Genomic DNA, 25,333 nt, shown 5'->3' with positions numbered 1-25,333 from the left:
TCAGGCTGTCGGCAATGCCGTTTGGTACAGGTTTTCCCACATGCCATACACCAATGCCTGGTCCGGTGGGGACAGCTCGCCGGCAGCGATGGCTTTATGCAGGCTGCCTTCCACCTGTGCCTTCAGCGCTTCGGCGGTGTGTTCACCCTGTTCTTCCACCTCGGCAACCGCCAACGTCAGATGACCGCGCAGGTAGCCACCGGCAAACAGTTCATCATCGCTGGCGTGCTCTACCATGTCATCAATCAGCGCCAAAATGCGCGCTTCGAATTCTGCGATCATCAAATTTCCTCTATTACCCTGCATCTTTCAAACCGCCGCGTTGTTGGCTACGTATTGAAAGCTATTGGGTATCTATTTCCAGTTAAATATACAGTCAGTTGAGATCTTCCGGATAGGGGAAAAGCTCAGCCGTCAGCGGTAGCGTATTGTAAAACGATTGTAACGCCTGAATAAAGCGCGCAGGTCTTGTGGGTATTCCCTGCTCTAAGAGCAGCAGCACCCGCTCGCGTACCTTACGCTGGAAGGCGATGCGATCCGGTTCACAGTCGCCGTTCAGGTTGTCACAACTGACGTTGAACGGGAAACCGGCCGCGACGCAGAACATCCACTCCAGCGACTGCGGTTTAATTTCTACCGCTTCGAATTCACTTTGCGTCTGCGCATCTCGCCCGTCCGGGCAGTACCAGTAACCGAAATCAACCTGTTTGCGGCGCTGTTCACCGGCAATACACCAGTGTGAAATTTCATGCATGCCGCTGGCATAATAGCCGTGAGCAAAGACAATACGGTTGTACGGCAATTCGTCATCGGCTGGCAGGTAGATGGGTTCATCGTCACCTTTAACCAGCCGGGTGTTGTAGTCATCACTGAAGCACTGATTAAAAATCTCAATCAGTTGGGAATATTGGTGTGTATCAGACATAAAAGACTCAAATAACCACAAATTTAAAGTGGTAATTATACCCTAACCGCGCTTTTGGCATACTACATATGCAACGCCAGCCACTGGTGAATTTCTGTACCGTGATTGTCGTACAGCAACTTACAGCTCATCACCAGCGAAACGATGACGATCATCGGGCGGATCAGCTTTTGCCCGCGGGTCATGACCATATGCGCCCCGAGACGGGCGCCCAGCACCTGCCCCACCAACATCACCAGGCCTATCCCCCACAGCACTTTGCCACCGATGATAAACAACACCAGGCTGCCAAAGTTGGACGTGAAGTTCAGTACCTTGGCGTGTGCGGTAGATTTGGCCAGGTTAAAGCCACACAGTGTCACATAGGCCAACGCGTAAAATGAACCGGCACCGGGCCCAAAAAAGCCATCGTAAAAACCCACGCAACCACCGGCCACCAGGCCGAACGGCAAGGCGCTCAAACGGCGCTGCCGATCGTTTTCCCCCAGACGCGGAGTCAGCAGGAAGTAAAGACCGATACCGATCACCAATAACGGCAGCATTTGCCGCAGCAAATCGGCGCGCATGTGCTGCACCAGGATCGCCCCGGCGACGGAGCCGATCAGCGCCAACAGAATAGTCAGTTTTTGATCGTTAAGATCAACGGCTCGTCGGCGGATGAAGTACAGGCTGGCGGATAAAGAACCACCCACCGACTGCAACTTGTTGGTCGCCAGCGCCTGCGCCGGGGGAACGCCCACCGCCAGCAGTGCCGGCACGGTCAACAGCCCACCTCCACCGGCAATGGAATCGATAAAGCCTGCCAGCAATGCCACCACAAACAAAACCCCGAGCATCTCGGGGCCAACGACGAACCACTCCATTTATATCCCTCTGACTTGAAGCCGCATCTGTGTTGATTGCACTTACTCACCCGAATCACTTACTGACGTGAGACCATCGGGATATATGAGCCTCTTCCCTGAGGCTCACCCTTCGGGCCAGCGTAAACACTGTTCAAATCGGTTCCCGACCGATTTGTCATTCTCTTACTGCCTTGATGCAACTCCAATGACTTTGGATATATTATTCCGCAGCGAAATGGTTATTCAGCAAGGCCTGACAGGTAGGCGGTAATGGCGGCGGCACCGGTTTACCCGGTTTGGCGCTTGGCTGGTGCGGGACGAACCAGCTTGCTAGTTCTGCACCACAGCCGTCACCCGGTGGCGGCGTATCCTGTTCTTTACACTCCAGGCTGCCTGCCGGGCAACGCAGCCGCACATGCATATGCGCACGGTGACCGAACCACGGGCGCACCTTGTGCAACCAATCGCGATCGGCACCGGCATCCAAACACAGGCGCTGCTTGATCGCCGGGTTGACGAAGATCCGCGTCACTTCCTGATCTTGAGCCGCCATTTTGATCAGTGATTCAATCTGCGGCTGCCACTGGCGTGCAACCACCTGCTTGCCGTCGCTGGAAACCAAATCGATGGGCTGCGGTTTCAACAGTTGTTGTGCACTCCAACGCTGGCGCGGCAGCTGTAACCAGATGTCGACATCAAGGCCGGATTGATGACTGGCATGGCCGCTACTGAAGCGCCCGCCAGCCGGCATTGCCATATCACCGATCAACACCGTACCGAGATTTTTTTGGTTCGCCTTATTGCTCAGACGTTGAATAAACGCCAGCAGATCAGGGTGACCGAAATAACGACGTTGATCGGGGCGCATCACCTGATAATCCGGTGAATTCAACGGCAACGGTTGGGCACCGATGATACAACCGTTGGCAAACCCCCCCACGGCCTGTGGTGCGCCGGCCACCGGGTGATCAATTTTCTGCCAAGGCGTCAACGCCATGGCAGAGCCCGATGCCATCAGGGCAACGATACCTAACATCCAGTTTTTCATGGTGATTACCAGCGAGGAACGTTAGAAACCACATCACCGTTCTGCGCACGCTGGCGCAATAGGTGATCCATCAGCACAATCGCCATCATCGCTTCGGCGATCGGTACCGCACGGATGCCTACGCAAGGATCGTGACGGCCACGGGTAACCATTTCCACGGCTTCGCCCTGGCGATTGATGGTTTTACCCGGCACCATGATGCTGGAAGTCGGTTTCAATGCCAGGTGGGCAATCACCGCCTGGCCGCTGCTGATACCGCCGAGAATACCGCCCGCATGGTTGCTCTGGAAACCTTCCGGGGTGATTTCATCGCGGTTTTCACTGCCACGCTTGGTCACGACGGCAAAGCCGTCACCAATTTCTACGCCTTTCACCGCATTGATGCTCATTAGCGCATGCGCCAGATCTGCATCGAGGCGGTCAAAAACGGGCTCGCCGAGGCCAACCGGCACATTTTCGGCAATGACGCTGACCTTGGCGCCAATCGAATCGCCCTCTTTCTTCAGCGCACGCATCAGTTCGTCCAACGCTTCCAGCTTGTCCGGATCCGGGCAGAAGAACGGGTTCTGTTCGACCTGTTCCCAGTCTTTCAGCTCGCAAACTACGTCGCCGATTTGAGCTAAATAACCGCGCACCTGCACGCCGAATTTCTGCTGCAGGTATTTCTTGGCAATCGCCCCTGCCGCAACGCGCATTGCGGTTTCACGCGCCGAAGAACGGCCGCCGCCACGATAGTCGCGCACGCCGTATTTTTGTTCGTAGGTGTAGTCTGCATGTCCCGGGCGGAACACGTCTTTGATTGCACCGTAGTCCTGCGAACGCTGGTCGGTGTTTTCAATCATCAGCCCAATACTGGTACCGGTGGTCACGCCTTCAAACACGCCAGAAAGAATACGCACCTGATCCGGCTCGCGGCGTTGGGTGGTATAACGCGAGGTGCCCGGACGGCGACGGTCCAGATCGTGCTGCAAATCAGCTTCGGTAAGCGGAATGCCTGGCGGCACACCGTCTACGATACATCCCAGCGCCACGCCGTGAGATTCACCAAATGTGGTGACGCGGAAAATCTGCCCAATACTGTTTCCTGCCATCGCGGCTCCTTACCCTTAATTATTATCTTTGTGGGGCCCGCCAAAGCAGGCCCGAAGAATGCTTAGCTGCGGTAGAGGCTGAAGTGTTCTTTGCAATCCACCAATTGCTGCTTGGTCAGCATAAACACGCCGTCACCGCCGTTTTCAAACTCCAGCCAGGTGAACGGAATGTCTGGATACTGTTCCATCAGATGTACCATGCTGTTACCCACTTCACAAATCAGCACGCCGTCGTCGCTCAGGTAATCCGGTGCACAGGCCAGAATACGACGCACCAGCTTCAGGCCGTCGCTGCCCGCCGCCAGACCCAGCTCAGGTTCAAAGCGGAACTCCTGCGGCAGATCGGACATGTCTTCTGCATCGACGTACGGTGGGTTGGTGACAATCAGATCGTACTGGATCGCGGGAACGTCGCGGAACAGATCGGAACGGATTGGGGTCACTTGCTGTTCAACACCGAGCGCCTGAATATTGCGTTCGGTCACTGCCAGCACGTCGGCGGAGATGTCTACTGCGTCCACTTCCGCTTCCGGGAAAGCGTAGCCGCAGGCAATGGCGATACAGCCGCTGCCGGTACACATGTCGAGAATATGGCTCGGCGGGTGCGGGATCAGTGCGCTAAAGCGATCGTTGATCAGTTCGCCAATCGGGGAACGCGGTACCAGCACGCGCTCATCGACATAAAACTCCAGATCGCAGAACCAGGCTTTGTTGGTCAGATAGGCGACCGGGATGCGCTCGTTGACGCGGCGGATCACGCGCTCAACGATGCGGTGGCGCTCGCTGGAGGTTAAACGTGCGGTGTGCATGTCCTCAGGAATATCCAGTGGCAGGAACAGGCTTGGCAGCACCAATTGCACCGCTTCGTCCCACGGATTGTCGGTTCCGTGACCATAGTAGATATCGGCGGCATTAAAACGGCTTACCGTCCAACGCAGCATATCTTGAATGGTGTGCAGTTCACTCACTGCTTCCTCGACGAAAATTTTGTCCAATTTGCCCTCCGGCAGGCACTGTGATTCATGATTTAGCCGCATAGTTTGCCATGAAGCCCGCGACAAATCACGCTAACCGCTTGCGCTTTTCAATTTGGCGCGAATTTTGCGTCGACAGATACCCGTGACACGGTAAACTACCGCGATAAATGATTTCCGGTGAATAAAAAATGAAGAACAAGCACCCTCTGAGTAAAGATGAATTGCAGCTCTTCAGAGAGTCGGTAGTAGACGCAAAGAAGCTGCGTCAGGACACCATTGTCCACCGTAAACCCAAACCAAAAACCAAACAGATTGCGCCGCAGCGCCTGCTGCAGGAACAAGTCGACGCCAGCTACTATTTTTCGGATGAGTACCAACCACAGTTGGAAGAGGAAGGCCCAACACGCTACGTGCGCCCGGGATACAGTGCGTTTGAACTCAAGAAGCTCCGCCGTGGCGATTATTCGCCAGAGCTGTTTCTCGATCTGCACGGGCTGACCCAGATGCAAGCCAAGCAGGAACTGGGGGCGCTGATCGCCGCTTGCAAGCGCGAACACGTACACTGTGCCTGCGTCATGCACGGCCACGGTAAGCATATTCTGAAACAACAAACCCCACTGTGGTTGGCTCAGCATCCCGACGTGCTGGTGTTCCATCAGGCCCCCAAAGAATGGGGCGGTACCGCAGCGATTTTATTGCTGGTCGAACTGGCCGAGTAAACAGCAGAAATGACAAAGGGCGATGGTAACATCGCCCTTTCGTTTTGGACCCGGCATGCGGCGCCCTACACTTTAGCCATCACCTGCGATGGGCTGACTTGCCATTCAAACTTACCGTAGCTGCCATCGGCCGCCAGATCAACGTTGGCGATCGCAGAGGTCGCGAACATTGGCGGGCACTCCCCCGGGCAAAGTTCAGCCACCAGGTAACCCACGAGCGGTAAGTGAGAGACGATAAGCACAGCGTTGATCCCCTGCTGCGCCAGCACCTGCAAATAACTGCCCACCAGGCTGGCATCCCCACCCGGCGTCAGCTCGGGCAACACTTCTTCGCTTGCCGGCAACGTTAAGGCTTCCCGTACCGTAGCCAGCGTCTGCTCTGCCCGCAGATAAGGGCTGACCAGCACGCGTTCAATATCCACAGACTTGGTGTTTAACCAGGCCGCCATCTGACGTGACTCATCACGGCCACAAACAGTAAGAGGTCTTACCGAATCGCTGGCCGCATCGAGTGCCGCCTCTCCGTGACGCATAATCAAAACTTGCATATTGCACCGCTGTTGTTGACAAAATAACGCTATACAGAAACGCCGAGCGTGCTGTATCGCCGAGTTTTACAACCCTAAAGCAAAAGCTTTGAAACGATAACGCGCCGTCTCTTTATGGCGGCCGGGCATTTTGCCTGAAAGTTCACGTAAAGAAAACGCTGTTTTTTACATCAATGGCGCCTTGATACGGATTTGACGCTCACATAACAACCAATTCAACAGGTTAAATTTTAACCTTCTTAGCATGAATTTTATTGATGGCGGCCGGTTTTTCACCGCCATCAGGCTACGTTACCCCGTCCTCATCTCCCTGTATAGAGTCCGGAATTGCCGGTATTCCAAGGAGTGATAACGATCACAATGCATCCTTGATCCTACTCTAGTACAAATCACATCACCGCGCCGCTCACGTGCCCTGCGGATAGAAGCGTTCACCCTGCTGCGCCATGCGCTGCAAGCGTTCGCAAGGTGCAAAATGTTCACCGTACTGGCGCTGCAGGTACTCCAGCGTTTTAACCACCTTATCGGCACCAAGCTGATCCATATAGCGGAAGGGGCCCCCCAGGAACGGCGGGAAACCAATACCGAAGACGGCACCAATATCACCATCACGCGCACTGCGGATCACGCCCTCTTCCAAACAACGCGCCGCTTCATTGAGCATCATCATCACGCAGCGTTGGGCAATAACCGCCTGCTGCAAATGTGACTTAGGCGTAATGCCCAATAAAATATACACTGACGTATCGGCACGTTTATTCCGCTGCCGTTGCTGGCCTTCACTCGGATACAGATAAAAACCACGGGCATTTTTGCGCCCTTTGCGCCCATCTTTCAGCACGGCATCAAAGGCAGCGGGTGCAGAAAAACGCGGCCCCAACTGTTCAACCAGCACCGGGATGATTTTGGTGCCAACGTCAATGCCGACTTCATCAAGCAGCGTTATCGGACCGACCGGGAAACCAAAGTCCACTAAGGCTTTGTCCAACGCCTCAATCGGCTCGCCCTCCAGCAGACAACGTGCCGCTTCATTTATATAGGGCGCCAAAATACGGTTAACGTAGAAACCTGCGCGATCGGCAACCACAATCGCCGTCTTGCCCTGCTTGTGTGCCAACGCCACAGTGGTGGCAATGGTTTCTTCGCTGGTTGCAGCGTGCGGGATAACCTCAACCAACGGCATTTTGTCCACCGGGCTGAAATAGTGCAGCCCAATCACCTGCTCTGGACGCTGTGCCTTGGCTGCGATCTGGCCAATAGGCAGCGATGACGTATTGGAGGCAAAAATGGTGTGAGCGGCAGCGTGCTGTTCTATTTCCGCCACCATCTGTTGCTTCAGGGCAAGGTCTTCAAATACGGCTTCGATCACCACGTCCACCTGCTCAAAGCCGGTGTAATCCGTCGAACCGGAGATCAACATCATCTGTTTTTGCCGCTCAGCCGGACGCATACGCTTGTTACGTACCCGCTTGCTGAGCACATCCCAACTGTATTTCAACGCGTGGTTAATACCCGTTTCATTAACGTCTTTAATGCGTACCGGCAGGCCACCGCGCGTGGCTGTGACGCAGGCAATGCCTCCCCCCATCAAACCACCGCCTAAAATACCAATCCGGTGAAGGGCATGAGGTAGCGCATTGGCACCCCGCTCTTTCTTCAATGCCGTGGATGCAAAGAACAAACTGCGTAACGCTGCCGATTGCGGCGTCATGGCTAACTCACCAAAGGCCCGGGCCTCGGCCTCATAACCGCTGGCGCTGCCGTGATCCAGACCGGTGCGCACCACCTGAATGATCCGTTCCGCCGCCGGATAATTGCCGTGGGTTTTCGCCAATGTTTTTTTACGCACGATGCTGAACAGCAAACTCTTGCCCAGCGGGCCATTGAGCAGCCGTTCCTGCCAGGGTAAATCGCGTTTGGTTCGCCAACCCAGCTTCGCCAGTTCAATCGCGGTCTGCAACAAAATGGATTGGGGTACGGCATCGTCAACCAGCCCCATGCGCAGCGCCTGACGCGCCCGAATATGTTTGCCGGTCAAGATCATATCCAGCGCCTTACTGGCGCCGATCAGACGTGGCAAGCGCTGAGTGCCGCCCGACCCCGGCAGTAACCCCAGCTGCACTTCCGGCAGGCCAAGTGCCGTTTTATCGTCCAATGAACAAACGCGGCTGTGGCAAGCCAACGCCAGCTCGAGTCCACCACCGAGGCAAGCACCATGAATGGCCGCCACGACCGGGACCTGGAACGCAGCAATCTGCGCCAGCGTGCTTTGCCCTTTTTTTGCCAACGCCTCTGCTTCTTTGGCCGTTGTACAAGCGGCAATCATGGTGATGTCCGCACCGGCAATAAACGAATCAGGTTTGCCTGAAATGATCACCAGCCCTTCCAGGGCCGGATGTTGCTGTGCACGAATCAGAACATCATTGACCTGATCAATAAACTCCGCCTTCAGCGTATTCACCCGCTCGTCTGGGACATCGATAGTAATCACACCAATGTTGTCTGGACGTAACGTCAGCTGAAAGGCCGAGGGTTTGGCGCGCTGTTCGTGCAATGCGTTTTCAAAACTCATTATTCCACCTCTACGATCATTGCTGCCCCTAACCCCCCAGCCGCGCAGGCCGTGGTCAACCCCAGCCCGCCACCGCGGCGCTTCAGCTCGTGCAGCGTTTGGGTGATCATGCGCGCGCCGGTAGCGGCAAACGGGTGGCCGTAGGCTATCGAGCCACCCAATACGTTAAACTTGTCCATATCCACTTCACCAATCGCCCGGCTGCGCCCCAGTTTTTTCTGGGCAAACTCGTCACTGGCAAACATTTTCAGGTTCGCCAATGTCTGCGCAGCAAACGCTTCGTGCATGTCGATGAGTTGCAGATCGGCCAAGCCGATGCCAGCGCGATCCAACGCCAGCGGCGTGGCGTAGGACGGCCCAAGCAGCATGTCTTCCCATACGTCGATAGCGGCAAAAGCAAAACTGCGTAGATAGCCCAAGGGTTGCAGGCCCAGCTCTTTTGCACGCGACTCGCTCATCATCAACACGGCGGCTGCACCGTCAGTCAACGGCGTGCTGTTCGCGGCAGTGACGCTGCCATGCTTACGGTCAAAGGCCGGTTTTAGTTTCGCGTAGGAAGCCAGGCTGGAGTCTTTACGGACGTTATTGTCTTCAGCAATCTGTGTGCGATACGGCGGTACGTAGGCGGTCATCACTTCATCATGCAACAGCCCTTGCTCCCAGGCTTTGGCCGCCAATTGGTGAGAACGGTGCGCCAGCGCGTCCTGCTCTTCCCGGGTGATACCGTGGCTTTTCGCCATTTGCTCGGCAGTATCGCCCATGCGCAAGCCGGTTGAGTATTCAGCCACTGCCGGCGGTACTGGCATCAGATCGCGGAATTTCAATCGGCTGAACAACTTGAGACGCTGTGACAGGGTGCGTGCTTTGTTGACGTCCACCAGCGTACGCGCCAGCGCTTTGCTGACGCCAATAGGCAATACCGAAGAGGAATCAGCGCCGCCGGCAATACCAATACTGATACTGCCCGCCATAATGCTTTCCGCTACGTTGGCAATCGCCTGGAAACTGGTGGCGCACGCGCGCGACACGCTGTACGCATCGGTATGCACACTCATGCCGGTGCCCAACACGATTTCACGCGCAATGTTCGGCGCTTCTGGCATTTGTACGACCTGGCCGAACACCAATTGTTCGATCAGGGCCGGATCAATCCCGCTGCGGGCCAACAGTTCGCTCACCGCCGTTTTACCCAAATCCACCGCAGGAATACCGTGATAAGCGGTTGCCTGCTTGGCAAAGGGGGTACGCAGTCCATTTACAATAGCAATACGGTCACCGTGACGGGTCACCAACGGCAGTGCCTTACTCATAAACGCTCCTGAAGAAAATAACGTCAGCGCAACGGCCAAAAAAAGAGGTCTGACCTGATGAGGTCATTGTTAACCAAATGTTTACATTTGGCAAACCGTCAGAAGTGAAAACTGAGAGCAGGAGCAACTTTCTACAGAGGGATAAAGGGAAAGGCAGCGGTGCGGGTTTGCCCCACACCGTTTTACAGCAGTGATTAACGCAGGCCGAGCTGGAAAATCAGGGTTTCAGCCTGGCAGGCAAAGGTGAAATCCGCCGCCAGTTCCACGCCACCGTCAACCGGTTTAATGCTACTGCTGATGTCACAAGGATCAGATTCCACGTTGCGGGCTTTTTCGGTCAACACGGCCAGCATTTTCTCCGCATCCTGCTGATTAGCAAATACCTGGCTGTAGGAAGCGGTACAATCCGTATTGTCCATCACGGTACCCACATCGACACAGCAACAGGCGGCCGTTTCCTGGGCACTACATTTATTCAGCGAATTTGACATGGTTGATTCTCCTCAGGGACCGCCATCACGCGAGTCCAAATTGCCATTTAGCGAATGGCGCAAAGATACAAGATTCTGCGCTTATTTTACTCTGCGGCGAAACCGATCACTAGCACTTACTTTTTATAGGTGTTTTAAGTGATGGAAATCACAAACGAAAATCGTTGTCTGCTAAGGAATGGTAAGAATTTTGTTATGTAGGGGTGGTTTTTTGTTAGCCAGATCTCTCTTTTGATATCAATTTGGAAATATTTAAAAAACAATGTTGCAACATTCTCACAGGTCGGACCTATAATTCAGCCACTGGTCTGATTTGTCTGAATGAGATCGGACCCTACAATCGCGCGCTTCCTTGTTACTTTATGTAACATGTTTAAATAATAAACACATAAAATGAGGTTTTGGTCATGAGCCAGAAAAACCTATTTACTAAATCAGCTCTCGCAGCTGCAGTGGCAATTATTTCTTCAAACGTGTCTGCCGCCGGATTCCAGCTGAATGAGTTCTCAGCAGCTGGTTTAGGACGTGCGTATTCTGGCGAAGGCGCCATGGCAGATACCGCGGCTTCTGCCAGCCGCAACCCGGCCCTCCTGATGATGTATACCCGCCCAGAGCTGTCTATCGGTGCGGTGTTTATCGATCCGGACGTAGACATTTCAGGCAAGTCACCTTCTGGTGCCAGCCTGGATGCAAAAAACATTGCCCCAACAGCCTGGGTGCCAAACCTGCACTACGTTCAGCCGATTAACGATCAATTTGCCGTGGGCGGCTCGGTAACGAGCAACTATGGCTTGGCTACCGAATTTAACGACGGTTACACCGCAGGTGCTTACGGCGGTAAAACCGACCTGACCACCGTGAACCTGAACCTGAGCGGTGCTTATCGCCTCAATCAACACTTCAGCTTCGGCCTGGGCTTCGATGCCGTTTATGCCAAAGCCAAACTCGAGCGTTATGCTGGCGAACTGCCGAAACTGATCGCTGGTTCTGGCCAATTGCCACCTCAGTTAGCAGGCCCGGTTTCACAAATCCCGGCAGATACCCAAATATCTCATCTGAAGGGTGACAAATGGGGTTATGGCTGGAACGCCGGTATCCTGTACGAAGTGGATGAAAACAACCGTTACGGTTTCACCTACCGCTCTGAAGTAAAAATTAAGTTCGACGGTGATTACAAAAGCAGCCTGCCATCCGCCTATAACCCACTCTTGGGGGCTCTCGGCCTGCCTATGGGCACCAATGGCAGCACCATTCCAGGCTCTTTGGACCTGAACCTACCGGAAATGTGGGAAATCTCAGGTTATAACAAAGTTGCACCTCAGTGGGCGATCCACTACAGCATGGCTTACACCAGCTGGAGCCAGTTCCAGGAGCTGAAGGCTACTGGCAACGGCGGTCAGACCCTGTTTGAGAAACATGAAGGCTTCAGAGACTCTTACCGTATTGCCTTGGGTACCAGCTACTTCTACGACGACAACTGGACCTTCCGTACCGGTATCGCCTTCGATGACAGCCCGGTGCCCGCGCAAAACCGTTCTATCTCAATTCCGGATCAGGACCGTCTGTGGCTGAGCGCAGGTACCACCTACGCGTTCAACAAAGACGCCTCGGTTGACGTCGGCATTTCCTACATGCACGGCCAGAAAGTGACCATCAAAGAAGGCCCATACACCTTCGACTCCGTGGGCAAGGCTTGGTTGTACGGTGCTAACTTCAACTATCGCTTCTAATACTATCGATACTGTCGATACAGAAGCCAAAAGCGCCCTTCGGGGCGCTTTTTTATTGCCGGTTATCCGCCGCATATAAAAAAACCCGCCAGGGGCGGGTTCTTACATTCCATTCGCTAACCGAGGTTATTGCGAGTCTATCTCGTCCAAATCACCCTGAATCGCTTGAGCATTCGGGTTGATTTCCGGTTTCAATGACCCACCGTTCGCCAGGAAGTCGTTCCGCTGGAAATAAGCTTCACGCACCATCAAGTACGGATCAGAAGAGTTGCGCAGCAGGCCGTCTGAATCCAACAGCTCGGCGCGGGTTTCAATCCCTTCTATGACCCATTTGCCTGCTGACATCCAGAAGGTCAGGTAGCTCAGCACGGGATAAACCGTATCCGCCCAGTCGCCACCCTCTTCACGCAAGGTGAAACTGCCGTAGCCCGGTAACATCACATAAGGGCCATAGCCAACACCATAGTGCCCTAGGGTGCTGCCGAAACGGTTCGGCTCTTCGCGCGCCAGTTTCGGGTTGGCCATCCCTGCAACGTCGATCAAACCGCCCATCCCCAAAAGGGTGTTGAGGAAGAAACGGTTAAAGTGGATCATCCCCTTGTAGGGATCGCCTTTCAGGAAGGAGTTTACCATGCTGGCCGGCTCTTCCAGGTTGGACGTGAAATTGCTGATGCCATTACGCGCAGGCATCGGCAAATAGTTGCGCCATGCCACTGCGACAGGACGCAGAACGTACGGATCCAGGACGTTATAGTTAAAGTTGAACATCGTCCGGTTAAATCCTTCCAGAGGATCGGATCGCCCTTGTGGTTCATCTTGTGGCGTGCTGGCACAGCCCACCAATAATACCGTTGTGAAAGCCAGCCCAGTCAGGCGAAAGTTCATATTCTTCTCCATGAAAACGCGTTCGGTCTTTTTATTCAGGGGACCTGCTTGTTTATCTGAACGTCAATCTGCTCTTTACCGCTGAAATTCTGCAGCGCGCTTTCACCGAACCAGTCACCCGCCTGCGGCGTGGCCAGACCATCCTGAGAAATTCGTACCCGCACCTTGACCTGATGCTGGGCCGAAAGCAGCCGTTCAGGCATCATGGCGTTACTGTCATCCAACGAAAACGACAGTGGGAAGCGGCTTAAAGGCAGTTGTTTTACTGCAACCGGCACCGGATTGGTGCCATCGGTCACCGAGATTACCAGCGTACCCTGCTGCGGCAAAGCGTTAGTCGCCTGCGGCGATAACGTCACGTTAACAGCAAGTTTAACAGTTTCTCCGCCCGCCTGGGTTTTTGCTTGTTCAATGCTGCGCTTTATCACTTCAGCACGTTGATCGTTAGCCGGCAGCAGCTTCAACATCACCTGCCAGGCACCGATCGCCTGCTTGAAATCCCCTTGCTCGAAGGCGTTAAACGCCAACAGGCTCAGCACCCGCAAATTGGTATGATCTTCGGCGATCATCTTGCGCAGCATCTGTGTGGCTTGCTTGTTATCCTCTGGATCATTGGATCGCGTCAAGACTTCTGCATAACCGAGGCGCACTTCCAGACTATTCGGATCCAGTTGATAAGCATGCGCAAATGCTTGGGTCGCCGTGGTCGCATTATTCAGCGCCATGCCGACACGCCCCAACATCATCCAGTCATTGATATTGCGATCGTCCTGCTGCAACGCAGTGCGTAGGCCCAATCCAAGACGGGCGATCTCTTCCATACTTAGCGGCTGGGCGCGTTCATTGACAACGCGCGCGCGCAGTTCTGGCATTTGGGCTTCCACCTGTTGCCAGTCCAGCACCTGCGCCAATCCGCCGGTTTTCAGATAAAAACCCACAGTGACCACAACCAGCAGCACAACACCCGGCACCAAAGCCCAACGGTTGATCGGCTTGGCCTGCGTTTCTTGCTGGCCAGGTATGTCGTTCAGCAGGTTTTGCTGAAGCTCCTTCACCAACTCCGGGCGCTCTGCAACCACGCCCTGCTCTTCGTCCTGCTCAAGCTCGTGCAGGCGATCCTGGTAAAATGCCTTGTTCAACGCATCCCGGCTCGCGGCCGTGTTTTTGCCGCTGTGGCGCATTGCCGGCACCACCAGCAACGCCGCAGCGCCAACCAGCAACACAATAATCATCAGCCAAAAAGCCATTAGGGTTTCTTCCTGTCAGTCTCTTTCAGCAGCGCCGCCAGACGCTGTTGCTCTTGCTCGGAGAATTCATCGCTCGCATTAGCGGTACCGGCACGGCGATGGCGAGTGCGCAGTATCACCACCGCCCCGCCAATCAGTACGAACAGCAACGGGCCAACCCACAAGATCAACGTCGCCGGGGTCACCGGGGGCTCGTAGGTAACAAAATTGCCGTAACGCGCGACCATGTAATCGATGATCTGCTGCTTATTCTGTCCCTGCATCATCAATTCGTACACTTTGGTACGCATGTCTGCCGCGATGATGGCGTTAGAGTCGGCAATGCTGTTGTTCTGGCATTTCGGGCAGCGCAGTTGTTCTGTCAGTTCACGGTATTGCTGTTCCTGCTCCACCGATGTGAACTGATAGGTATCGATAGCCGCTGCTGCGCTCCAGCTCAGCAATGCGGCAAATACCAAGACAATCAGCTTCATGCCTCACCCCCGTACTTTCTGTACAGTGGTAATACTTCCTGCTGCCACACGCGTTCGTTCATATCCCCAGCGTGGCGATAGCGAATAATGCCTTGTCCGTCGATCAAGAACGTTTCCGGTGCACCGTACACCCCCAAATCCAGCCCCAGCATGCCATCGCCGTCATACAGGCTCAGCGCGTAGGGGTTGCCCAGCGAGTTCAACCAAGTGACCGCTTTGCTACGATCATCTTTGTAGTTCAATCCCACTACGCGGATGCCACGCGTGGCCAGGGTATTGAGATATTGGTGCTCGGCGCGGCAGGTTGGGCACCAGGTCGCCCAGACGTTTAGCAACATCGGTTTACCGTTGCGCAGCACGGCCTGATCGTAGGTCTTGCCGGGTTGATCGAGGGATTCCAGCTTGAAGGCCGGTACAGGTTTGCCGATCAACGCCGATTCCAGCATCGTCGGGTCTTCACCACCGGCGTTACGCGTCAACTGCACCATAAATGCCGCCACTAACAGCAAGAACAGGATTAACGGAATAAACAGCAGTTTACGGTTCATGCCTGCTCCTCCAGTTTGCCTTCACGCTTGAGTTTCTTGCTCATACGATAGCGTGGATCGAGTATGCACAGGATGCCGCCCAGCGCCATAAACACCCCACCGAACCAGATCCAGCGTACGAAAGGTTTGTAGTACAACCGCACGGCCCAAGAGCCGTCGTCCAGCTCCTCACCCAATGCCGCATACAGATCGCGGCTAAAACCGCCGTCAATCGCCGCTTCGGTCATCATGCTGCGTGCCACACTGTAATAGCGCTTTTCTGCGTGCAGAGTCGCTTCCGGCTTGCCGTTTCGGGTGACATCGATGATGCCAACACCACCGCTGTAGTTCGGTCCGCGAATATCATGCACGTCACGGAATACAAAGTGATAGTTATGAATGTCTACGCTGTCGCCGGCCTTCATGCGCACATCGCGTTCCACACTGTAGTTCTGGCTAAATGCGATGCCGATCACCGTCACCGCGACACCAAGGTGGCCCAACACCATACCCCAGTGGCTACGGGAAAGATGGCGCAGGCCGCGCCAGAACCCGTGACGATGCGTCGCACGTTCGTGCAACTCCATCAGCGTCAGGATAATCACCCAAACCGCCATGATCAGCCCTACCACCGTCATCCCGGCAATGCTGTCTTGCAACAGCCACGGCAACAGAATGGACAGCACCAGCGTAATCACCAGCGCTACGCTCAGACGGCGCCACAGCTTGGTCGGCTCATCACGGCGCCAGCGCACCAAAGGCCCGATGCCCATTAACAGCGCCATCGGCGCCATTAGCCAGGTGAACATGGTATTAAAGAAGGGCTCGCCAATTGAGATGCTACCCAGCCCCAACTGTTTGTGCACCAGCGGTAACAACGTACCCAACAGCACCACCAGCATGGCGGCGATCAACAGCACATTGTTACCTAACAGGAAGGTTTCACGCGAGAAGGTTTCGTGCTGCACCCGGCTACGCACTTGCCCGCCCTTGACCGCATACAGCAGTAAAGAACCACCGATTACGATGACCAGATAGGCGAGGATAAACATGCCACGCGCCGGATCGGACGCAAAGGAGTGCACCGAAACCAACACGCCTGAACGCACCAGGAAGGTCCCCAGCAGGCACAGCGAGAAAGCGGTAATGGCCAGCAATACCGTCCAGGCCTTGAAGGTACCGCGCTTCTCAGTCACTGCCAGTGAATGCATGAGCGCCGTACCGGCCAACCACGGCATAAATGACGCGTTTTCGACCGGATCCCAGAACCACCAGCCCCCCCAGCCCAGCTCGTAGTACGCCCAGGCAGAACCCAGCACGATTCCCATGGTGAGGAACACCCAGGCCGCCGTAGTCCAGGGGCGTGACCAGCGTGCCCAGGCGGTATCGAGCCGGCCGGCCATCAATGAAGCGATGGCAAACGCGAACGCCACCGAGAAACCGACATACCCCATGTACAACAACGGGGGATGGAAAATCAGACCGATATCCTGCAGCAGCGGATTGAGATCGCTGCCGTCGATCGGGAAGTTCGGCAGTGTGCGGGTGAACGGATTGGACGTCATGATGATAAACAACAGGAAACCTGCGGTAATCATGCCCATCACAGACAACACGCGCGCCACGGCATCCTGTGGCATCGAACGGCTGCACAATGCCACGGCCAGCGACCAGCAGCTCAGCAACAGCACCCACAGTAACAGCGACCCCTCATGGGCGCCCCAGGTAGCGGCAATGCGGTAATACACCGGCAATTGGGTGTTAGAGTTGGCGGCCACATAGGCCACGGTAAAGTCATTGACGACAAAAGCATATACCAGGCAGATGAAAGCCATCGCAATGGCGGCAAACATACCGTAGGTCAACGGGCGGGCGACCGCCATCATGCGACGGTCCTGACGCGCAGCGCCCCATTGTGGATAAATACTCAGCAGGAGCGAGATCGCTAATGCCAGGCACAGCAGAAAACTTCCCGTTTCCGGCATCATGATTTAGCGCCCTCATTCTGCGGAGCCGCATAGGTCGACGCCGGTCCTTTATGGTTTTCTTTCATTGCATCAGCCACTTCCGGCGGTGTGTATTTTTCATCATGTTTCGCCAGCACTTCACGGGCATTGACCACGTTGCCTTCACCCAGCACACCTTGTGCCACCACACCCTGCCCTTCGCGGAACAGGTCCGGCAGGATGCCGGTGTAGGTGACATCAATCGCGCCACGTGCATCGTAGACTTTGAAGCTGACCTGTAATGTTTTCTGATCGCGCTTCACCGATCCTGGCATCACCATGCCACCGATACGCAGGCGTTGCCCCACTTCCGGTTTTTCATGATTTTCGCCCTTGCCCAGCAGAATTTCACTCGGGGTATAAAACAGATCGATGTTGGAACGCAGCGCATACAGCATCAGGGTTGCAGTAAGCGCGACGCCGATCAGCACTACAATCGCCAGGTACAGGCGACTTTTACGACGTGGATTCACAATGATTTCTCCCGCGAGTTAGCGGATTTTTGTTTCGACTGCTGCGACTGACGAATCCGTCGTTCGCGCGCCTGACGACGGCCAATCTCACCCAGCAATTGCCGGCGCTGCCAGAAGGTGTGGACGACCAGGCCCAACAACGAGAGCAGCGTAATAGACACCGCCAGCCAGACGTAAAAGGCATACCCCCCCATAGCGAAGAACGCCTGCCAGCTCGTAAATGCGGCATTCATGATTGGCGCTCCTTATTGATCAGGCTGGCAACCCACGGACGCTGACGTTCCTGAGACAGGATCAGATTACGCAAACGCATCAGCGTGAGGGTGATAAAGAAAAGCAGGTAACCGAGGATTGCCCAGCGCAGCGGGGTTCGCATGCTTGGCGCTATACTCTGTTGCATATTAGTCGAACCCTGATGAAGCGTATTCCACCATTCGACAGAGAAATGAATAATCGGGATATTCACCACCCCGACCAGCACCAAAATGCCCGCGGCGCGGCCTGCCAGACGCCGGTCTTCGAAGGCGTTGTACAGCGCAATAATGCCGATATAAAGGAACAGCAGCACCAACTCGGACGTCAGACGCGCATCCCACACCCACCAGGTCCCCCACATCGGCTTACCCCAGGCAGAGCCGGTGACCAGGGCAATAAAAGTAAATACCGCCCCCACGGGCGCCATCGCAGCGACAACGGTATCCGACATTTTCATCTGCCACACCAGACCGATAAAGGCGGCAACGGCCATCGAACCGTAGATCCCCATCGACCACATGGCAGCCGGCACATGGATATACATGATGCGGAAGCTATCACCCTGCTGATAGTCCTTCGGGGCGAAGCCAAAGCCCCATACCCAACCCAGCAGCAGACAGGCTGCACCGGCTAGCCCCAGCCAGGGGATAAAACGTCCACAGACGTGATACAGCCGTTCAGGCTGGGCAAATTGATGTAACCATTTCCACATTGTCGTCATTGCTCACGGTAAATTTATACGGTGGCCGCCCCGTCTACCGAGGCGACGAAAATTACTTGTGCGGTGGAACACGCTCTTTGTGGCGTTAACCCGCGTTTCAATAAGTTAGCTAGTGCACGCTCACTCGCAGCGCTGCTGCGGTGGCAAAAGGCGCCAGCGTGATGCTGCCCGCCAACATCGCCCCCAGAATTGCCAGGTAACCGTCTATTGGCATGCCCATAGAGGCGGCGTCGATGGCGGCGGTGGAAAATATCAGCACCGGTATATACAGTGGCAATACCAGCAGACTCAGCAGCACGCCACCTTTGCGTAACCCAACGGTCAACGCCACACCGATAGCACCAATCAAACTGAGCGTCGGCGTACCCAGCAAGAGCGTCAACGCAACCGCCTGCCAGGTATTTATGTTCAACGACAGCAACAAGGCCACCAGCGGCGACAGGATTAACAAGGGCAAGCCGGTGACGACCCAGTGAGCACACACTTTGCCTAACACCGTCATTGGCAGCGGCGTCGGCAACAGCAGAAGTTGCTCTAGCGAACCATCAAGAAAGTCATCGCGGAACAAGCGCTCCAACGACAACAACGCCGCCAACAACGCAGCGACCCAAATTATCCCCGGCGAAATGCGCGCCAGCAGCTGTGGTTCTGGCCCAATACCTAACGGAAACAGCGTGATAACGATCAGGAAGAACCACAGTGGATTGACGATTTCCGACCCTTTGCGAAAGGCAATCTTCAGCTCACGGCGCAATACAGTCAGAAACATCAAAAGTTCTCCACGCGGTTTTCCGTCAGGCTGATTTTCCTTACAGCCTGTGTCGCGCCAGCCAAATCCTGATGCGTAGTCAACAATACCATGCCGCCCTGCTGCGCATGTTGCTCAAAAAGGCTAATCAATTCAGCCACGCCTTGCTTATCGATTGCCGTTAGTGGCTCATCCAGGATCCAAAGTGGGCTGTCGCTGAGCCACAGGCGAGCCAACGCAACCCGGCGCTGCTGCCCAGCGGAAAGCTGCGCCACCGGTAAATCTTCATAGCCCACCAACCCCACTTGCTCCAACGCCTGCCAAATCGCCTGGCGATCGGGTGACGTGCGCACTGCCTGGTAAAACTGCAGGTTCTCAAAAGGGGTCAACATGGTTTTAATCCCCGGCTGATGGCCGAGAAACAGTAAATCCTGATGGTAGCGTTCGCGCTGGCGTAACGTATTTTGTCCGTGCCAGCAGACCTCTCCGCTATCTGGCCGAGCCAAACCGGCCAAAATGCGTAACAGGCTGGTCTTACCCGCACCGTTTGGCCCTTCAACCTGAATAATATCGCCCGGCGTTACCCTAAAGCTTAACGCGCTAAACAGGGTGCGTTCATCTCGGACGCAACTCAGATTTTTAGCTTCCAGCATCGGGAGAACTCATATTTTTCTTTGGGATAGCGATCATAGCATAAGCCATCTGCAGCACGTACCCCGCGACAGGCCGCTCAGCTACTCCAATAGGGGTAATATTGCGTACCAGATCAAGAATGCGTAGAAAAAAACGGCGGCGTTAAAGTCTTGTTACTTTTTTCTGCCATTTGCAGCATGGCTTTCGCGGGAGCGCTGGGCCAACTACGCTTAATGCGTGGCCTTGGCAGCATCAATGGAGAGAGCAGATAATGAGCGACCAACACCCTCACCCGCAGGCAGATACGGATAATGACGTGCAAGTCGAAAGCAAGGAGCATGAGCAGGGCAAGAGCGAAATCGAGATAAAAGAAGAGAATTTACCTTCACGCGCGGCGGCAGTACATGAGCAGATCCGCATGGAAGGTGAGAAAGAGCTGGAACGCGACGGCTGGGCGTTACTGTGGTCAGCGGTGGCTGCCGGGCTGTCGATGGGCGCCTCGTTGATGGCGAAAGGCATTTTTCACGCCCGCTTGCCGGACGACCCCAGCCGCTTCTTTATCGAAAATATTGGCTACACCTTTGGCTTTATCATCGTGATCATGGCGCGTCAGCAGTTGTTTACCGAGAATACCGTGACCGCCGTACTGCCGATCATGCATAAACCGACACCGAGAAATATCATCATCCTGCTTCGCCTGTGGGGTGTCGTGTTGCTGGGTAACCTGGTTGGCACCGGGCTGGCGTCGCTGGCATTTATCCATATGCCGATTTTTGATGAAAATACCCGGAACGCCTTCGTTAGCCTGTCTGAAGAGGTCATGCAAAACTCACCGTCGGAAATGTTCGCTAACGGCATTCTGGCCGGTTGGATCATTGCAACCATGGTGTGGATGTTTCCGTCCGCTGGCGCAGCCAAGATTTGGGTGATCGTACTCATGACCTACCTGGTGGCGATTTGCGATCTCACCCATATCGTGGTCGGATCGGTAGAGATCCTTTATCTGGTGTTTAGCGGCATCATTCCGTGGCACGATTTCATCTACCCGTTCGCTATCCCTACGCTAGCAGGCAACATTATTGGCGGCACCTTTATCTTTGCGTTAATCAGCCATGCGCAGATCCGCAACGACATGAGTGACAAAAACAAGGCTGAGCGGCTAAAGGCAGAAAAACAAACCGACAAGACAAGGAAACCGTGATCGCGATCAGCGCAGCAGGCAAAATTCAACGCATATTGGCGATGTAATGAGCAAACGCACCGCTAAGCGCTTATTCTGCGGGTAAAAAAAGGTATACTACCCCGGCAGCCTCAGGTTGCCAGCCCGCAGCGTCCCCGTAGTTAAACGGATATAACAAGCCCCTCCTAAGGGCTAGTTACTGGTTCGATTCCAGTCGGGGACACCATTCCGATGCCGAACAAAATCTACTTTACTCAAAAAACAATGAGTTAACCAACTCACTTTGTCTTCTATACTCTACCGAAACTCTACCGAATTCTACCCACAGCCACGCTTAATTGTCGGTACAAAAGTTGGTATGGCAGGTTCGATTTACGCCACACAGCCATAAATCACGTTAAATGGAAAACTCAGCGTGTTTCATTAGAAAACACGCTGAGAGAGAAAATCAGCGATATACCGGGTTACTCATAACGGAATAACGGCCACTGCCGTACAGCGCAATCACAACGGCTGCCATGAAGTAATACACGATATCTTCAATCGCCCACGCGCCGACCGGTGACAGCGCGAAAGTTTGGTGGATACCGACCATCAACCACGCAACAACCATAGTGGCTGCGGCTGACAGCGCTGCAAGACGGGTGAAAATGCCCAGCATAATCATGATCGGGGCAATGACTTCCCCGATGATCACACCATACGCCACGAACGCCGGGACTCCATAGCCTGCCAGCATGCCTTCAATCCCGGCGAGGCCATCGTGCACCTTGTGCCAGCCATGGAAAATCAGCAGACCGTAGGTGATTCTCAGCAGTAAAATGGCCAGATCAGGTTTGTTCAGCGCAGTGGTAAAGCGGATATAAAGTTGCCTCATCATTATCACTCCCGAAGACGTTTTCTTGTTTCTATAAAGTAATTGCTAATCGCTAAACGAGTGGAGAATTATTCTCATTTGGGTTGATCTGGGTTAAGTTTTGTCCAGTTAATCCAGTGGCATAAAGGGATTTGAGGGGCATTGAAACGAAAACATTGCATTGCAGCATTCTACAACGGCACCCGCCACAGTCATTTCAGTGGCATTGGTCCTGAAGCCTTCGAAAGGCCTCTCAGGGTTACCAGGATAACGCATGACCCGGTTTCAGAATCTGGCACAGTGTCGACTATTAAAGGTATAATCCCAGACACGATTTAATCGATTTTAGAAACGAACATGACAAAACTCACATTACAAGAGCAGATGCTTAAAGCTGGACTCGTCAGCAGCAAGAAGCTAGAAAAAGTGCAAAGAACGGCTAAAAAGTCACGCGTCCAGGCTCGTGAGGCGAGAGAAGCCGTAGAATTAAACAAGAAGACGCAAATCGAGCGTGACAAACAGTTAAGTGAGCAACAAAAACAAGCGGCCTTATCGAAAGAGTATAAAGCGCAGATTAAACAACTCATTGAAATGAACAGAATCGTTATTTCAAAGGGTGATATTAGCTATAACTTCACAGATAATAATCTGATCAAAAATATCTCTGTAGATAAGGCGACTCAAACCCAATTGATCAATGGTCGCCTCGCCATTGCCCGCCTGATTACTGACAATAACAGTGAGGGTGAGTATGCGATTATACCTGCGGTCGTAGCCAATAAAATCGCACAACGGGATGCGAGCTACATTGTATTAAGCGCTGAACTCACTCAGGAAGCGCAAGACGAGGAAGATCCTTACGCAGATTTTGTTGTCCCTGATGATTTGATGTGGTAACCAAGCTCCTTAGGGCAATGGACTGTCATCCTTGCCCGCCCCCTTCCGTACCGTTGAATTTTCTGCATAAAAAACACGTCATAAAAAATATTACCCCCACATGCCAGCGTGGCTAAAAAACACGTCAATTCGTATTTTAGTTACCTTCATTAAAATGTTACCATTATTACATCACGTGAATGGAGTAATAACATGTTCCCCAACAAGAAGTATTCAAAAAGAGCAAGTCCACTGACGAGCTATCAATTTTCTCGCTTGCATACTTTTGAATGTGTTGCCCGCCACTTATCCTTTTCATTGGCGGCAGAGGAACTTTCAATTACCCCCAGCGCTGTAAGTCATAGAATTAACCTGTTAGAAAAAGAACTGGGTTTTCTTTTATTTCAACGATTTCATCGCAGAATTACGCTAACACCTGAAGGCGAGCGTATGCAGTGGTCGTTAAGCCATTCCTTCGACGCCCTAACCCAAGAAATTCTTGATATTAGAAACCGTGAATTGACGGGCACCTTGACCATTTACTCGCATCCTTCGATTGTACAATGTTTACTGATACCCAGAATCAGCGATTTTACTGCTCAGTATCCCACCATTCATTTAAACATTCTCACGGGCCAAGAAAATATCAATCTGGCCAATCGAGGCGTTGATTTAGCGCTGTATTTCGGTCGCCTGCCATCGGGCAAGCAACTGGACGAAGCCTTTATGCACGAGTCTATGGTCCCAATCTGCACTGCGCAATACGCCCAAAAGCATAATCTCTACAATGCGCCTGAAAACCTGGCCGATTGCACTCTGCTGCACGACCGATACAACTCGGGTGAAGACGAGTGGCTAACCTGGTCACAACATTTTGAACTGGGGTTGGATACCGACAGCAAAAGCATGGAATTCGATCGCTCAGATCTGGCCGTGCTGGCGGCAACGCAGCATCTTGGCGTCGCAATGGGCCGGCTTAATCTGGTGCAAGACTGGATTAAAAGCGGAGAGCTGATTATTCCGTTTACCAATATGACTCTGCCTTGCGAACATTGTTATTTTATTTCAACCACCACCGAACGCCAGTGGCCGAAGATCATCGCTTTCAAACAGTGGATGATGAAGATAGCACCTCTGGCCTGATGGCCGGAGGTATGAGCAGAGTGCGTATTACCATTTCTTTGGAACATAGGAAAAATCCAGCGCACAGCTGTACAAACGCCCTGACTTCGAATAATAAATATGCTTACGGTTGTTATCCCATGCTACAGAGTCATTATTAGTAAAGGTTATTATTTCCACCGGCATCTGATTAGGCAATCGCCCTCGCCGGGTGTTTTCCATCACAAAAAAATCACCGTTATCACTTAAGGTTATTAAAGGATAACCCCAGGCATATTTGGATATTTGCAGAGTAATAGTGAATTGGCTTTCGCAGATCATTTGGTAGCTGTGAATATCAACATCCATAATTTATATTTTTTTGGTACTATCCTTCTGTCAACATGGAAAAAAAGAATATGACACATCCTCACCACGAATAAAAAATGGCGATATGTGAACCTGATAAACACGTAGTCTTTATTCTTTATAGACGACTATTTCCTGGTACATTTTAATCACCTCACTATCACTGTCCACGTCACCGGTATATTCCGTCTGCTGTGCCACGTGAATAACCTTCCAACCACGCTTAGCTAAGTCAGGAATAGTGAACTGACCGACTCCGCGGCAAGTAAAAGTCGTATCATCGCTCAACCTTAACTTGCCAATACTCGCATAATCATATGACTGCGAATGGCAGACGTGAGACTCCGCCGCCATTAGCGGCAATGAAAAAAGCCCTATCAACAGTGCGAAATAAAATCTCATAGCGTTCTAAACGTCCCTTGTTAGCTCGGTAAATTTTGTAAAATAAAACGAAAAAACCACGTATTAAACTGTCTCTGGCCGCAATGAAATTACACGGCATATGGCATTCTCTGACAAGTGAAAAATATAATGCTTTGTGTTAGCTGAGTTCATCCGAACGCTGTCCCCCTAACCGGTCGATACGTTGAAGCCCGCCATAACGCCGGTTTCTTGCACGCCCGCCCTTGCAGGTGATTAAAAACAAATCAAATAATTAGCAAGAAAAGTAACTTTTTGTGATCAAAATCGTGTTAAATATGCGCCCGCTTTTACAAAACCAAGAAAA

At 53.3% G+C, this 25,333-nt stretch carries 28 protein-coding genes and 1 tRNA gene; 6 read left to right on the top strand and 23 right to left on the bottom strand.

Annotated features, from left to right (window positions below; genetic code table 11):
• The 6 genes from JOE25_RS21740 to prmB all read right to left on the bottom strand — a co-directional run bounded on the left by JOE25_RS21740 (position 1) and on the right by prmB (position 4,904).
• The gene (locus JOE25_RS21740) at positions 1-282 is read right to left on the bottom strand and encodes a YfcL family protein (RefSeq protein WP_209638813.1); all 282 of its coding nucleotides are present in this window, start codon (positions 280-282) and stop codon (positions 1-3) included.
• Positions 283-376: 94 nt separating this feature from the next.
• Positions 377-925: an elongation factor P hydroxylase gene (locus tag JOE25_RS21735; protein ID WP_209638811.1), complete on the bottom strand. Its 549-nt coding sequence runs from the start codon at positions 923-925 to the stop codon at positions 377-379.
• A 62-nt stretch (positions 926-987) separates the two neighbouring features.
• A complete protein-coding gene (locus JOE25_RS21730; RefSeq protein WP_209638809.1) occupies positions 988-1,788 on the bottom strand; it encodes a sulfite exporter TauE/SafE family protein in 801 nt (266 codons plus the stop codon).
• A 202-nt stretch (positions 1,789-1,990) separates the two neighbouring features.
• Complete coding sequence (mepA, locus tag JOE25_RS21725) at positions 1,991-2,818, bottom strand: penicillin-insensitive murein endopeptidase (protein ID WP_209638807.1); 828 nt, start codon at positions 2,816-2,818, stop codon at positions 1,991-1,993.
• A gap of 5 nt (positions 2,819-2,823) precedes the next feature.
• Positions 2,824-3,909: a chorismate synthase gene (gene aroC / locus JOE25_RS21720; protein WP_209638805.1), complete on the bottom strand. Its 1,086-nt coding sequence runs from the start codon at positions 3,907-3,909 to the stop codon at positions 2,824-2,826.
• Between the two features lie 62 nt (positions 3,910-3,971).
• Positions 3,972-4,904 carry a 50S ribosomal protein L3 N(5)-glutamine methyltransferase gene (gene prmB, locus JOE25_RS21715; RefSeq protein ID WP_209638803.1) on the bottom strand — a complete coding sequence of 311 codons (933 nt, stop codon included), beginning with the start codon at positions 4,902-4,904 and terminating at the stop codon, positions 3,972-3,974.
• 170 nt (positions 4,905-5,074) lie between these two features.
• Between prmB and smrB the strand changes: the two genes are divergently transcribed.
• On the top strand, positions 5,075-5,605 hold the full coding sequence (gene smrB / locus JOE25_RS21710; protein WP_037423626.1) for an endonuclease SmrB: 531 nt from the start codon (positions 5,075-5,077) through the stop codon (positions 5,603-5,605).
• A 65-nt stretch (positions 5,606-5,670) separates the two neighbouring features.
• Here smrB and sixA read toward each other — a convergent pair whose 3' ends face one another.
• From sixA to JOE25_RS21690, 4 genes are all read right to left on the bottom strand, one after another.
• Positions 5,671-6,153 (bottom strand): phosphohistidine phosphatase SixA, encoded by a 483-nt coding sequence (sixA, locus tag JOE25_RS21705; protein ID WP_209638801.1) that lies wholly within the window; start codon positions 6,151-6,153, stop codon positions 5,671-5,673.
• 406 nt (positions 6,154-6,559) lie between these two features.
• The gene (fadJ, locus tag JOE25_RS21700; RefSeq protein WP_209638799.1) at positions 6,560-8,725 is read right to left on the bottom strand and encodes a fatty acid oxidation complex subunit alpha FadJ; all 2,166 of its coding nucleotides are present in this window, start codon (positions 8,723-8,725) and stop codon (positions 6,560-6,562) included.
• The gene (fadI, locus tag JOE25_RS21695; RefSeq protein WP_209638796.1) at positions 8,725-10,035 is read right to left on the bottom strand and encodes an acetyl-CoA C-acyltransferase FadI; all 1,311 of its coding nucleotides are present in this window, start codon (positions 10,033-10,035) and stop codon (positions 8,725-8,727) included. The genes fadJ and fadI overlap by 1 nt, the downstream gene beginning before the upstream one ends.
• A 194-nt stretch (positions 10,036-10,229) precedes the next feature.
• Entirely contained in the window at positions 10,230-10,526 is a 297-nt protein-coding gene (locus JOE25_RS21690; protein ID WP_209638794.1) for a YfcZ/YiiS family protein, read from the bottom strand.
• Between the two features lie 407 nt (positions 10,527-10,933).
• Between JOE25_RS21690 and fadL the strand changes: the two genes are divergently transcribed.
• The gene (gene fadL, locus JOE25_RS21685) at positions 10,934-12,256 is read left to right on the top strand and encodes a long-chain fatty acid transporter FadL (protein WP_209638792.1); all 1,323 of its coding nucleotides are present in this window, start codon (positions 10,934-10,936) and stop codon (positions 12,254-12,256) included.
• 126 nt (positions 12,257-12,382) lie between these two features.
• On the opposite strand, the gene mlaA is transcribed toward fadL, so the two are convergent.
• From mlaA to ccmA, 10 genes are all read right to left on the bottom strand, one after another.
• Entirely contained in the window at positions 12,383-13,141 is a 759-nt protein-coding gene (gene mlaA / locus JOE25_RS21680; protein ID WP_209638790.1) for a phospholipid-binding lipoprotein MlaA, read from the bottom strand.
• Between the two features lie 35 nt (positions 13,142-13,176).
• Positions 13,177-14,388 (bottom strand): c-type cytochrome biogenesis protein CcmI, encoded by a 1,212-nt coding sequence (gene ccmI / locus JOE25_RS21675; protein WP_209638788.1) that lies wholly within the window; start codon positions 14,386-14,388, stop codon positions 13,177-13,179.
• Positions 14,388-14,861 (bottom strand): cytochrome c-type biogenesis protein, encoded by a 474-nt coding sequence (locus JOE25_RS21670; RefSeq protein WP_209638786.1) that lies wholly within the window; start codon positions 14,859-14,861, stop codon positions 14,388-14,390. The genes ccmI and JOE25_RS21670 overlap by 1 nt, the downstream gene beginning before the upstream one ends.
• The gene (locus JOE25_RS21665) at positions 14,858-15,409 is read right to left on the bottom strand and encodes a DsbE family thiol:disulfide interchange protein (RefSeq protein WP_209638784.1); all 552 of its coding nucleotides are present in this window, start codon (positions 15,407-15,409) and stop codon (positions 14,858-14,860) included. Before JOE25_RS21665 ends, JOE25_RS21670 begins: the two co-directional genes overlap by 4 nt.
• Positions 15,406-17,376, bottom strand: a complete 1,971-nt coding sequence (locus JOE25_RS21660) for a heme lyase CcmF/NrfE family subunit (RefSeq protein ID WP_209638782.1) — start codon at positions 17,374-17,376, stop codon at positions 15,406-15,408. The genes JOE25_RS21665 and JOE25_RS21660 overlap by 4 nt, the downstream gene beginning before the upstream one ends.
• A complete protein-coding gene (gene ccmE, locus JOE25_RS21655; RefSeq protein WP_037423650.1) occupies positions 17,373-17,867 on the bottom strand; it encodes a cytochrome c maturation protein CcmE in 495 nt (164 codons plus the stop codon). Before ccmE ends, JOE25_RS21660 begins: the two co-directional genes overlap by 4 nt.
• Positions 17,864-18,100, bottom strand: a complete 237-nt coding sequence (gene ccmD / locus JOE25_RS21650; protein WP_209638780.1) for a heme exporter protein CcmD — start codon at positions 18,098-18,100, stop codon at positions 17,864-17,866. Before ccmD ends, ccmE begins: the two co-directional genes overlap by 4 nt.
• Positions 18,097-18,834, bottom strand: coding sequence for a heme ABC transporter permease (locus tag JOE25_RS21645; RefSeq protein WP_209638778.1), 738 nt, complete (start codon positions 18,832-18,834; stop codon positions 18,097-18,099). The genes ccmD and JOE25_RS21645 overlap by 4 nt, the downstream gene beginning before the upstream one ends.
• A gap of 118 nt (positions 18,835-18,952) precedes the next feature.
• Complete coding sequence (gene ccmB, locus JOE25_RS21640; RefSeq protein ID WP_209638776.1) at positions 18,953-19,612, bottom strand: heme exporter protein CcmB; 660 nt, start codon at positions 19,610-19,612, stop codon at positions 18,953-18,955.
• Positions 19,612-20,244, bottom strand: coding sequence for a cytochrome c biogenesis heme-transporting ATPase CcmA (gene ccmA / locus JOE25_RS21635; protein WP_209638774.1), 633 nt, complete (start codon positions 20,242-20,244; stop codon positions 19,612-19,614). Before ccmA ends, ccmB begins: the two co-directional genes overlap by 1 nt.
• Before the next feature lie 251 nt (positions 20,245-20,495).
• Between ccmA and JOE25_RS21630 the strand changes: the two genes are divergently transcribed.
• Together JOE25_RS21630 and JOE25_RS21625 are read left to right on the top strand one after the other, a co-directional pair.
• Entirely contained in the window at positions 20,496-21,425 is a 930-nt protein-coding gene (locus JOE25_RS21630) for a formate/nitrite transporter family protein (RefSeq protein WP_209638772.1), read from the top strand.
• A 130-nt stretch (positions 21,426-21,555) separates the two neighbouring features.
• Positions 21,556-21,630: transfer RNA gene (locus JOE25_RS21625), tRNA-Arg, on the top strand.
• Between the two features lie 222 nt (positions 21,631-21,852).
• On the opposite strand, the gene JOE25_RS21620 is transcribed toward JOE25_RS21625, so the two are convergent.
• Positions 21,853-22,281 (bottom strand): DoxX family protein, encoded by a 429-nt coding sequence (locus tag JOE25_RS21620; RefSeq protein ID WP_209639041.1) that lies wholly within the window; start codon positions 22,279-22,281, stop codon positions 21,853-21,855.
• A 336-nt stretch (positions 22,282-22,617) separates the two neighbouring features.
• On the opposite strand from JOE25_RS21620, the gene JOE25_RS21615 reads away from it, so the two are divergent.
• Both JOE25_RS21615 and dsdC read left to right on the top strand, forming a co-directional pair.
• Entirely contained in the window at positions 22,618-23,157 is a 540-nt protein-coding gene (locus tag JOE25_RS21615) for a DUF2058 domain-containing protein (protein WP_209638770.1), read from the top strand.
• 192 nt (positions 23,158-23,349) lie between these two features.
• Entirely contained in the window at positions 23,350-24,279 is a 930-nt protein-coding gene (gene dsdC, locus JOE25_RS21610; protein ID WP_209638768.1) for a DNA-binding transcriptional regulator DsdC, read from the top strand.
• A 27-nt stretch (positions 24,280-24,306) separates the two neighbouring features.
• Here dsdC and JOE25_RS21605 read toward each other — a convergent pair whose 3' ends face one another.
• Together JOE25_RS21605 and JOE25_RS26740 are read right to left on the bottom strand one after the other, a co-directional pair.
• Positions 24,307-24,606: a hypothetical protein gene (locus tag JOE25_RS21605; protein WP_209638766.1), complete on the bottom strand. Its 300-nt coding sequence runs from the start codon at positions 24,604-24,606 to the stop codon at positions 24,307-24,309.
• A gap of 111 nt (positions 24,607-24,717) precedes the next feature.
• Positions 24,718-25,008 carry a hypothetical protein gene (locus tag JOE25_RS26740; protein ID WP_314591854.1) on the bottom strand — a complete coding sequence of 97 codons (291 nt, stop codon included), beginning with the start codon at positions 25,006-25,008 and terminating at the stop codon, positions 24,718-24,720.
• Positions 25,009-25,333 lie beyond the last annotated feature (325 nt).

The organism is Serratia sp. PL17, assembly GCF_017832355.1.
Classification (GTDB): Bacteria; Pseudomonadota; Gammaproteobacteria; order Enterobacterales; family Enterobacteriaceae; genus Serratia.
This window is presented reverse-complemented; position numbering and strand designations above follow the sequence as displayed.

Bases quoted from the DNA above. Each gene is read 5' to 3' on its own strand.
- JOE25_RS21740 (WP_209638813.1), bottom strand. From the start codon at position 282: ATGATCGCAGAATTCGAAGCGCGCATTTTGGCGCTGATTGATGACATG.
- JOE25_RS21735 (WP_209638811.1), bottom strand. From the start codon at position 925: ATGTCTGATACACACCAATATTCCCAACTGATTGAGATTTTTAATCAG.
- JOE25_RS21730 (WP_209638809.1), bottom strand. From the start codon at position 1,788: ATGGAGTGGTTCGTCGTTGGCCCCGAGATGCTCGGGGTTTTGTTTGTG.
- mepA (WP_209638807.1), bottom strand. From the start codon at position 2,818: ATGAAAAACTGGATGTTAGGTATCGTTGCCCTGATGGCATCGGGCTCT.
- aroC (WP_209638805.1), bottom strand. From the start codon at position 3,909: ATGGCAGGAAACAGTATTGGGCAGATTTTCCGCGTCACCACATTTGGT.
- smrB (WP_037423626.1), top strand. From the start codon at position 5,075: ATGAAGAACAAGCACCCTCTGAGTAAAGATGAATTGCAGCTCTTCAGA.
- sixA (WP_209638801.1), bottom strand. From the start codon at position 6,153: ATGCAAGTTTTGATTATGCGTCACGGAGAGGCGGCACTCGATGCGGCC.
- fadJ (WP_209638799.1), bottom strand. From the start codon at position 8,725: ATGAGTTTTGAAAACGCATTGCACGAACAGCGCGCCAAACCCTCGGCC.
- fadI (WP_209638796.1), bottom strand. From the start codon at position 10,035: ATGAGTAAGGCACTGCCGTTGGTGACCCGTCACGGTGACCGTATTGCT.
- JOE25_RS21690 (WP_209638794.1), bottom strand. From the start codon at position 10,526: ATGTCAAATTCGCTGAATAAATGTAGTGCCCAGGAAACGGCCGCCTGT.
- fadL (WP_209638792.1), top strand. From the start codon at position 10,934: ATGAGCCAGAAAAACCTATTTACTAAATCAGCTCTCGCAGCTGCAGTG.
- mlaA (WP_209638790.1), bottom strand. From the start codon at position 13,141: ATGAACTTTCGCCTGACTGGGCTGGCTTTCACAACGGTATTATTGGTG.
- ccmI (WP_209638788.1), bottom strand. From the start codon at position 14,388: ATGGCTTTTTGGCTGATGATTATTGTGTTGCTGGTTGGCGCTGCGGCG.
- JOE25_RS21670 (WP_209638786.1), bottom strand. From the start codon at position 14,861: ATGAAGCTGATTGTCTTGGTATTTGCCGCATTGCTGAGCTGGAGCGCA.
- JOE25_RS21665 (WP_209638784.1), bottom strand. From the start codon at position 15,409: ATGAACCGTAAACTGCTGTTTATTCCGTTAATCCTGTTCTTGCTGTTA.
- JOE25_RS21660 (WP_209638782.1), bottom strand. From the start codon at position 17,376: ATGATGCCGGAAACGGGAAGTTTTCTGCTGTGCCTGGCATTAGCGATC.
- ccmD (WP_209638780.1), bottom strand. From the start codon at position 18,100: ATGAATGCCGCATTTACGAGCTGGCAGGCGTTCTTCGCTATGGGGGGG.
- JOE25_RS21645 (WP_209638778.1), bottom strand. From the start codon at position 18,834: ATGTGGAAATGGTTACATCAATTTGCCCAGCCTGAACGGCTGTATCAC.
- ccmB (WP_209638776.1), bottom strand. From the start codon at position 19,612: ATGTTTCTGACTGTATTGCGCCGTGAGCTGAAGATTGCCTTTCGCAAA.
- ccmA (WP_209638774.1), bottom strand. From the start codon at position 20,244: ATGCTGGAAGCTAAAAATCTGAGTTGCGTCCGAGATGAACGCACCCTG.
- JOE25_RS21630 (WP_209638772.1), top strand. From the start codon at position 20,496: ATGAGCGACCAACACCCTCACCCGCAGGCAGATACGGATAATGACGTG.
- JOE25_RS21620 (WP_209639041.1), bottom strand. From the start codon at position 22,281: ATGAGGCAACTTTATATCCGCTTTACCACTGCGCTGAACAAACCTGAT.
- JOE25_RS21615 (WP_209638770.1), top strand. From the start codon at position 22,618: ATGACAAAACTCACATTACAAGAGCAGATGCTTAAAGCTGGACTCGTC.
- dsdC (WP_209638768.1), top strand. From the start codon at position 23,350: ATGTTCCCCAACAAGAAGTATTCAAAAAGAGCAAGTCCACTGACGAGC.
- JOE25_RS21605 (WP_209638766.1), bottom strand. From the start codon at position 24,606: ATGGATGTTGATATTCACAGCTACCAAATGATCTGCGAAAGCCAATTC.
- JOE25_RS26740 (WP_314591854.1), bottom strand. From the start codon at position 25,008: ATGAGATTTTATTTCGCACTGTTGATAGGGCTTTTTTCATTGCCGCTA.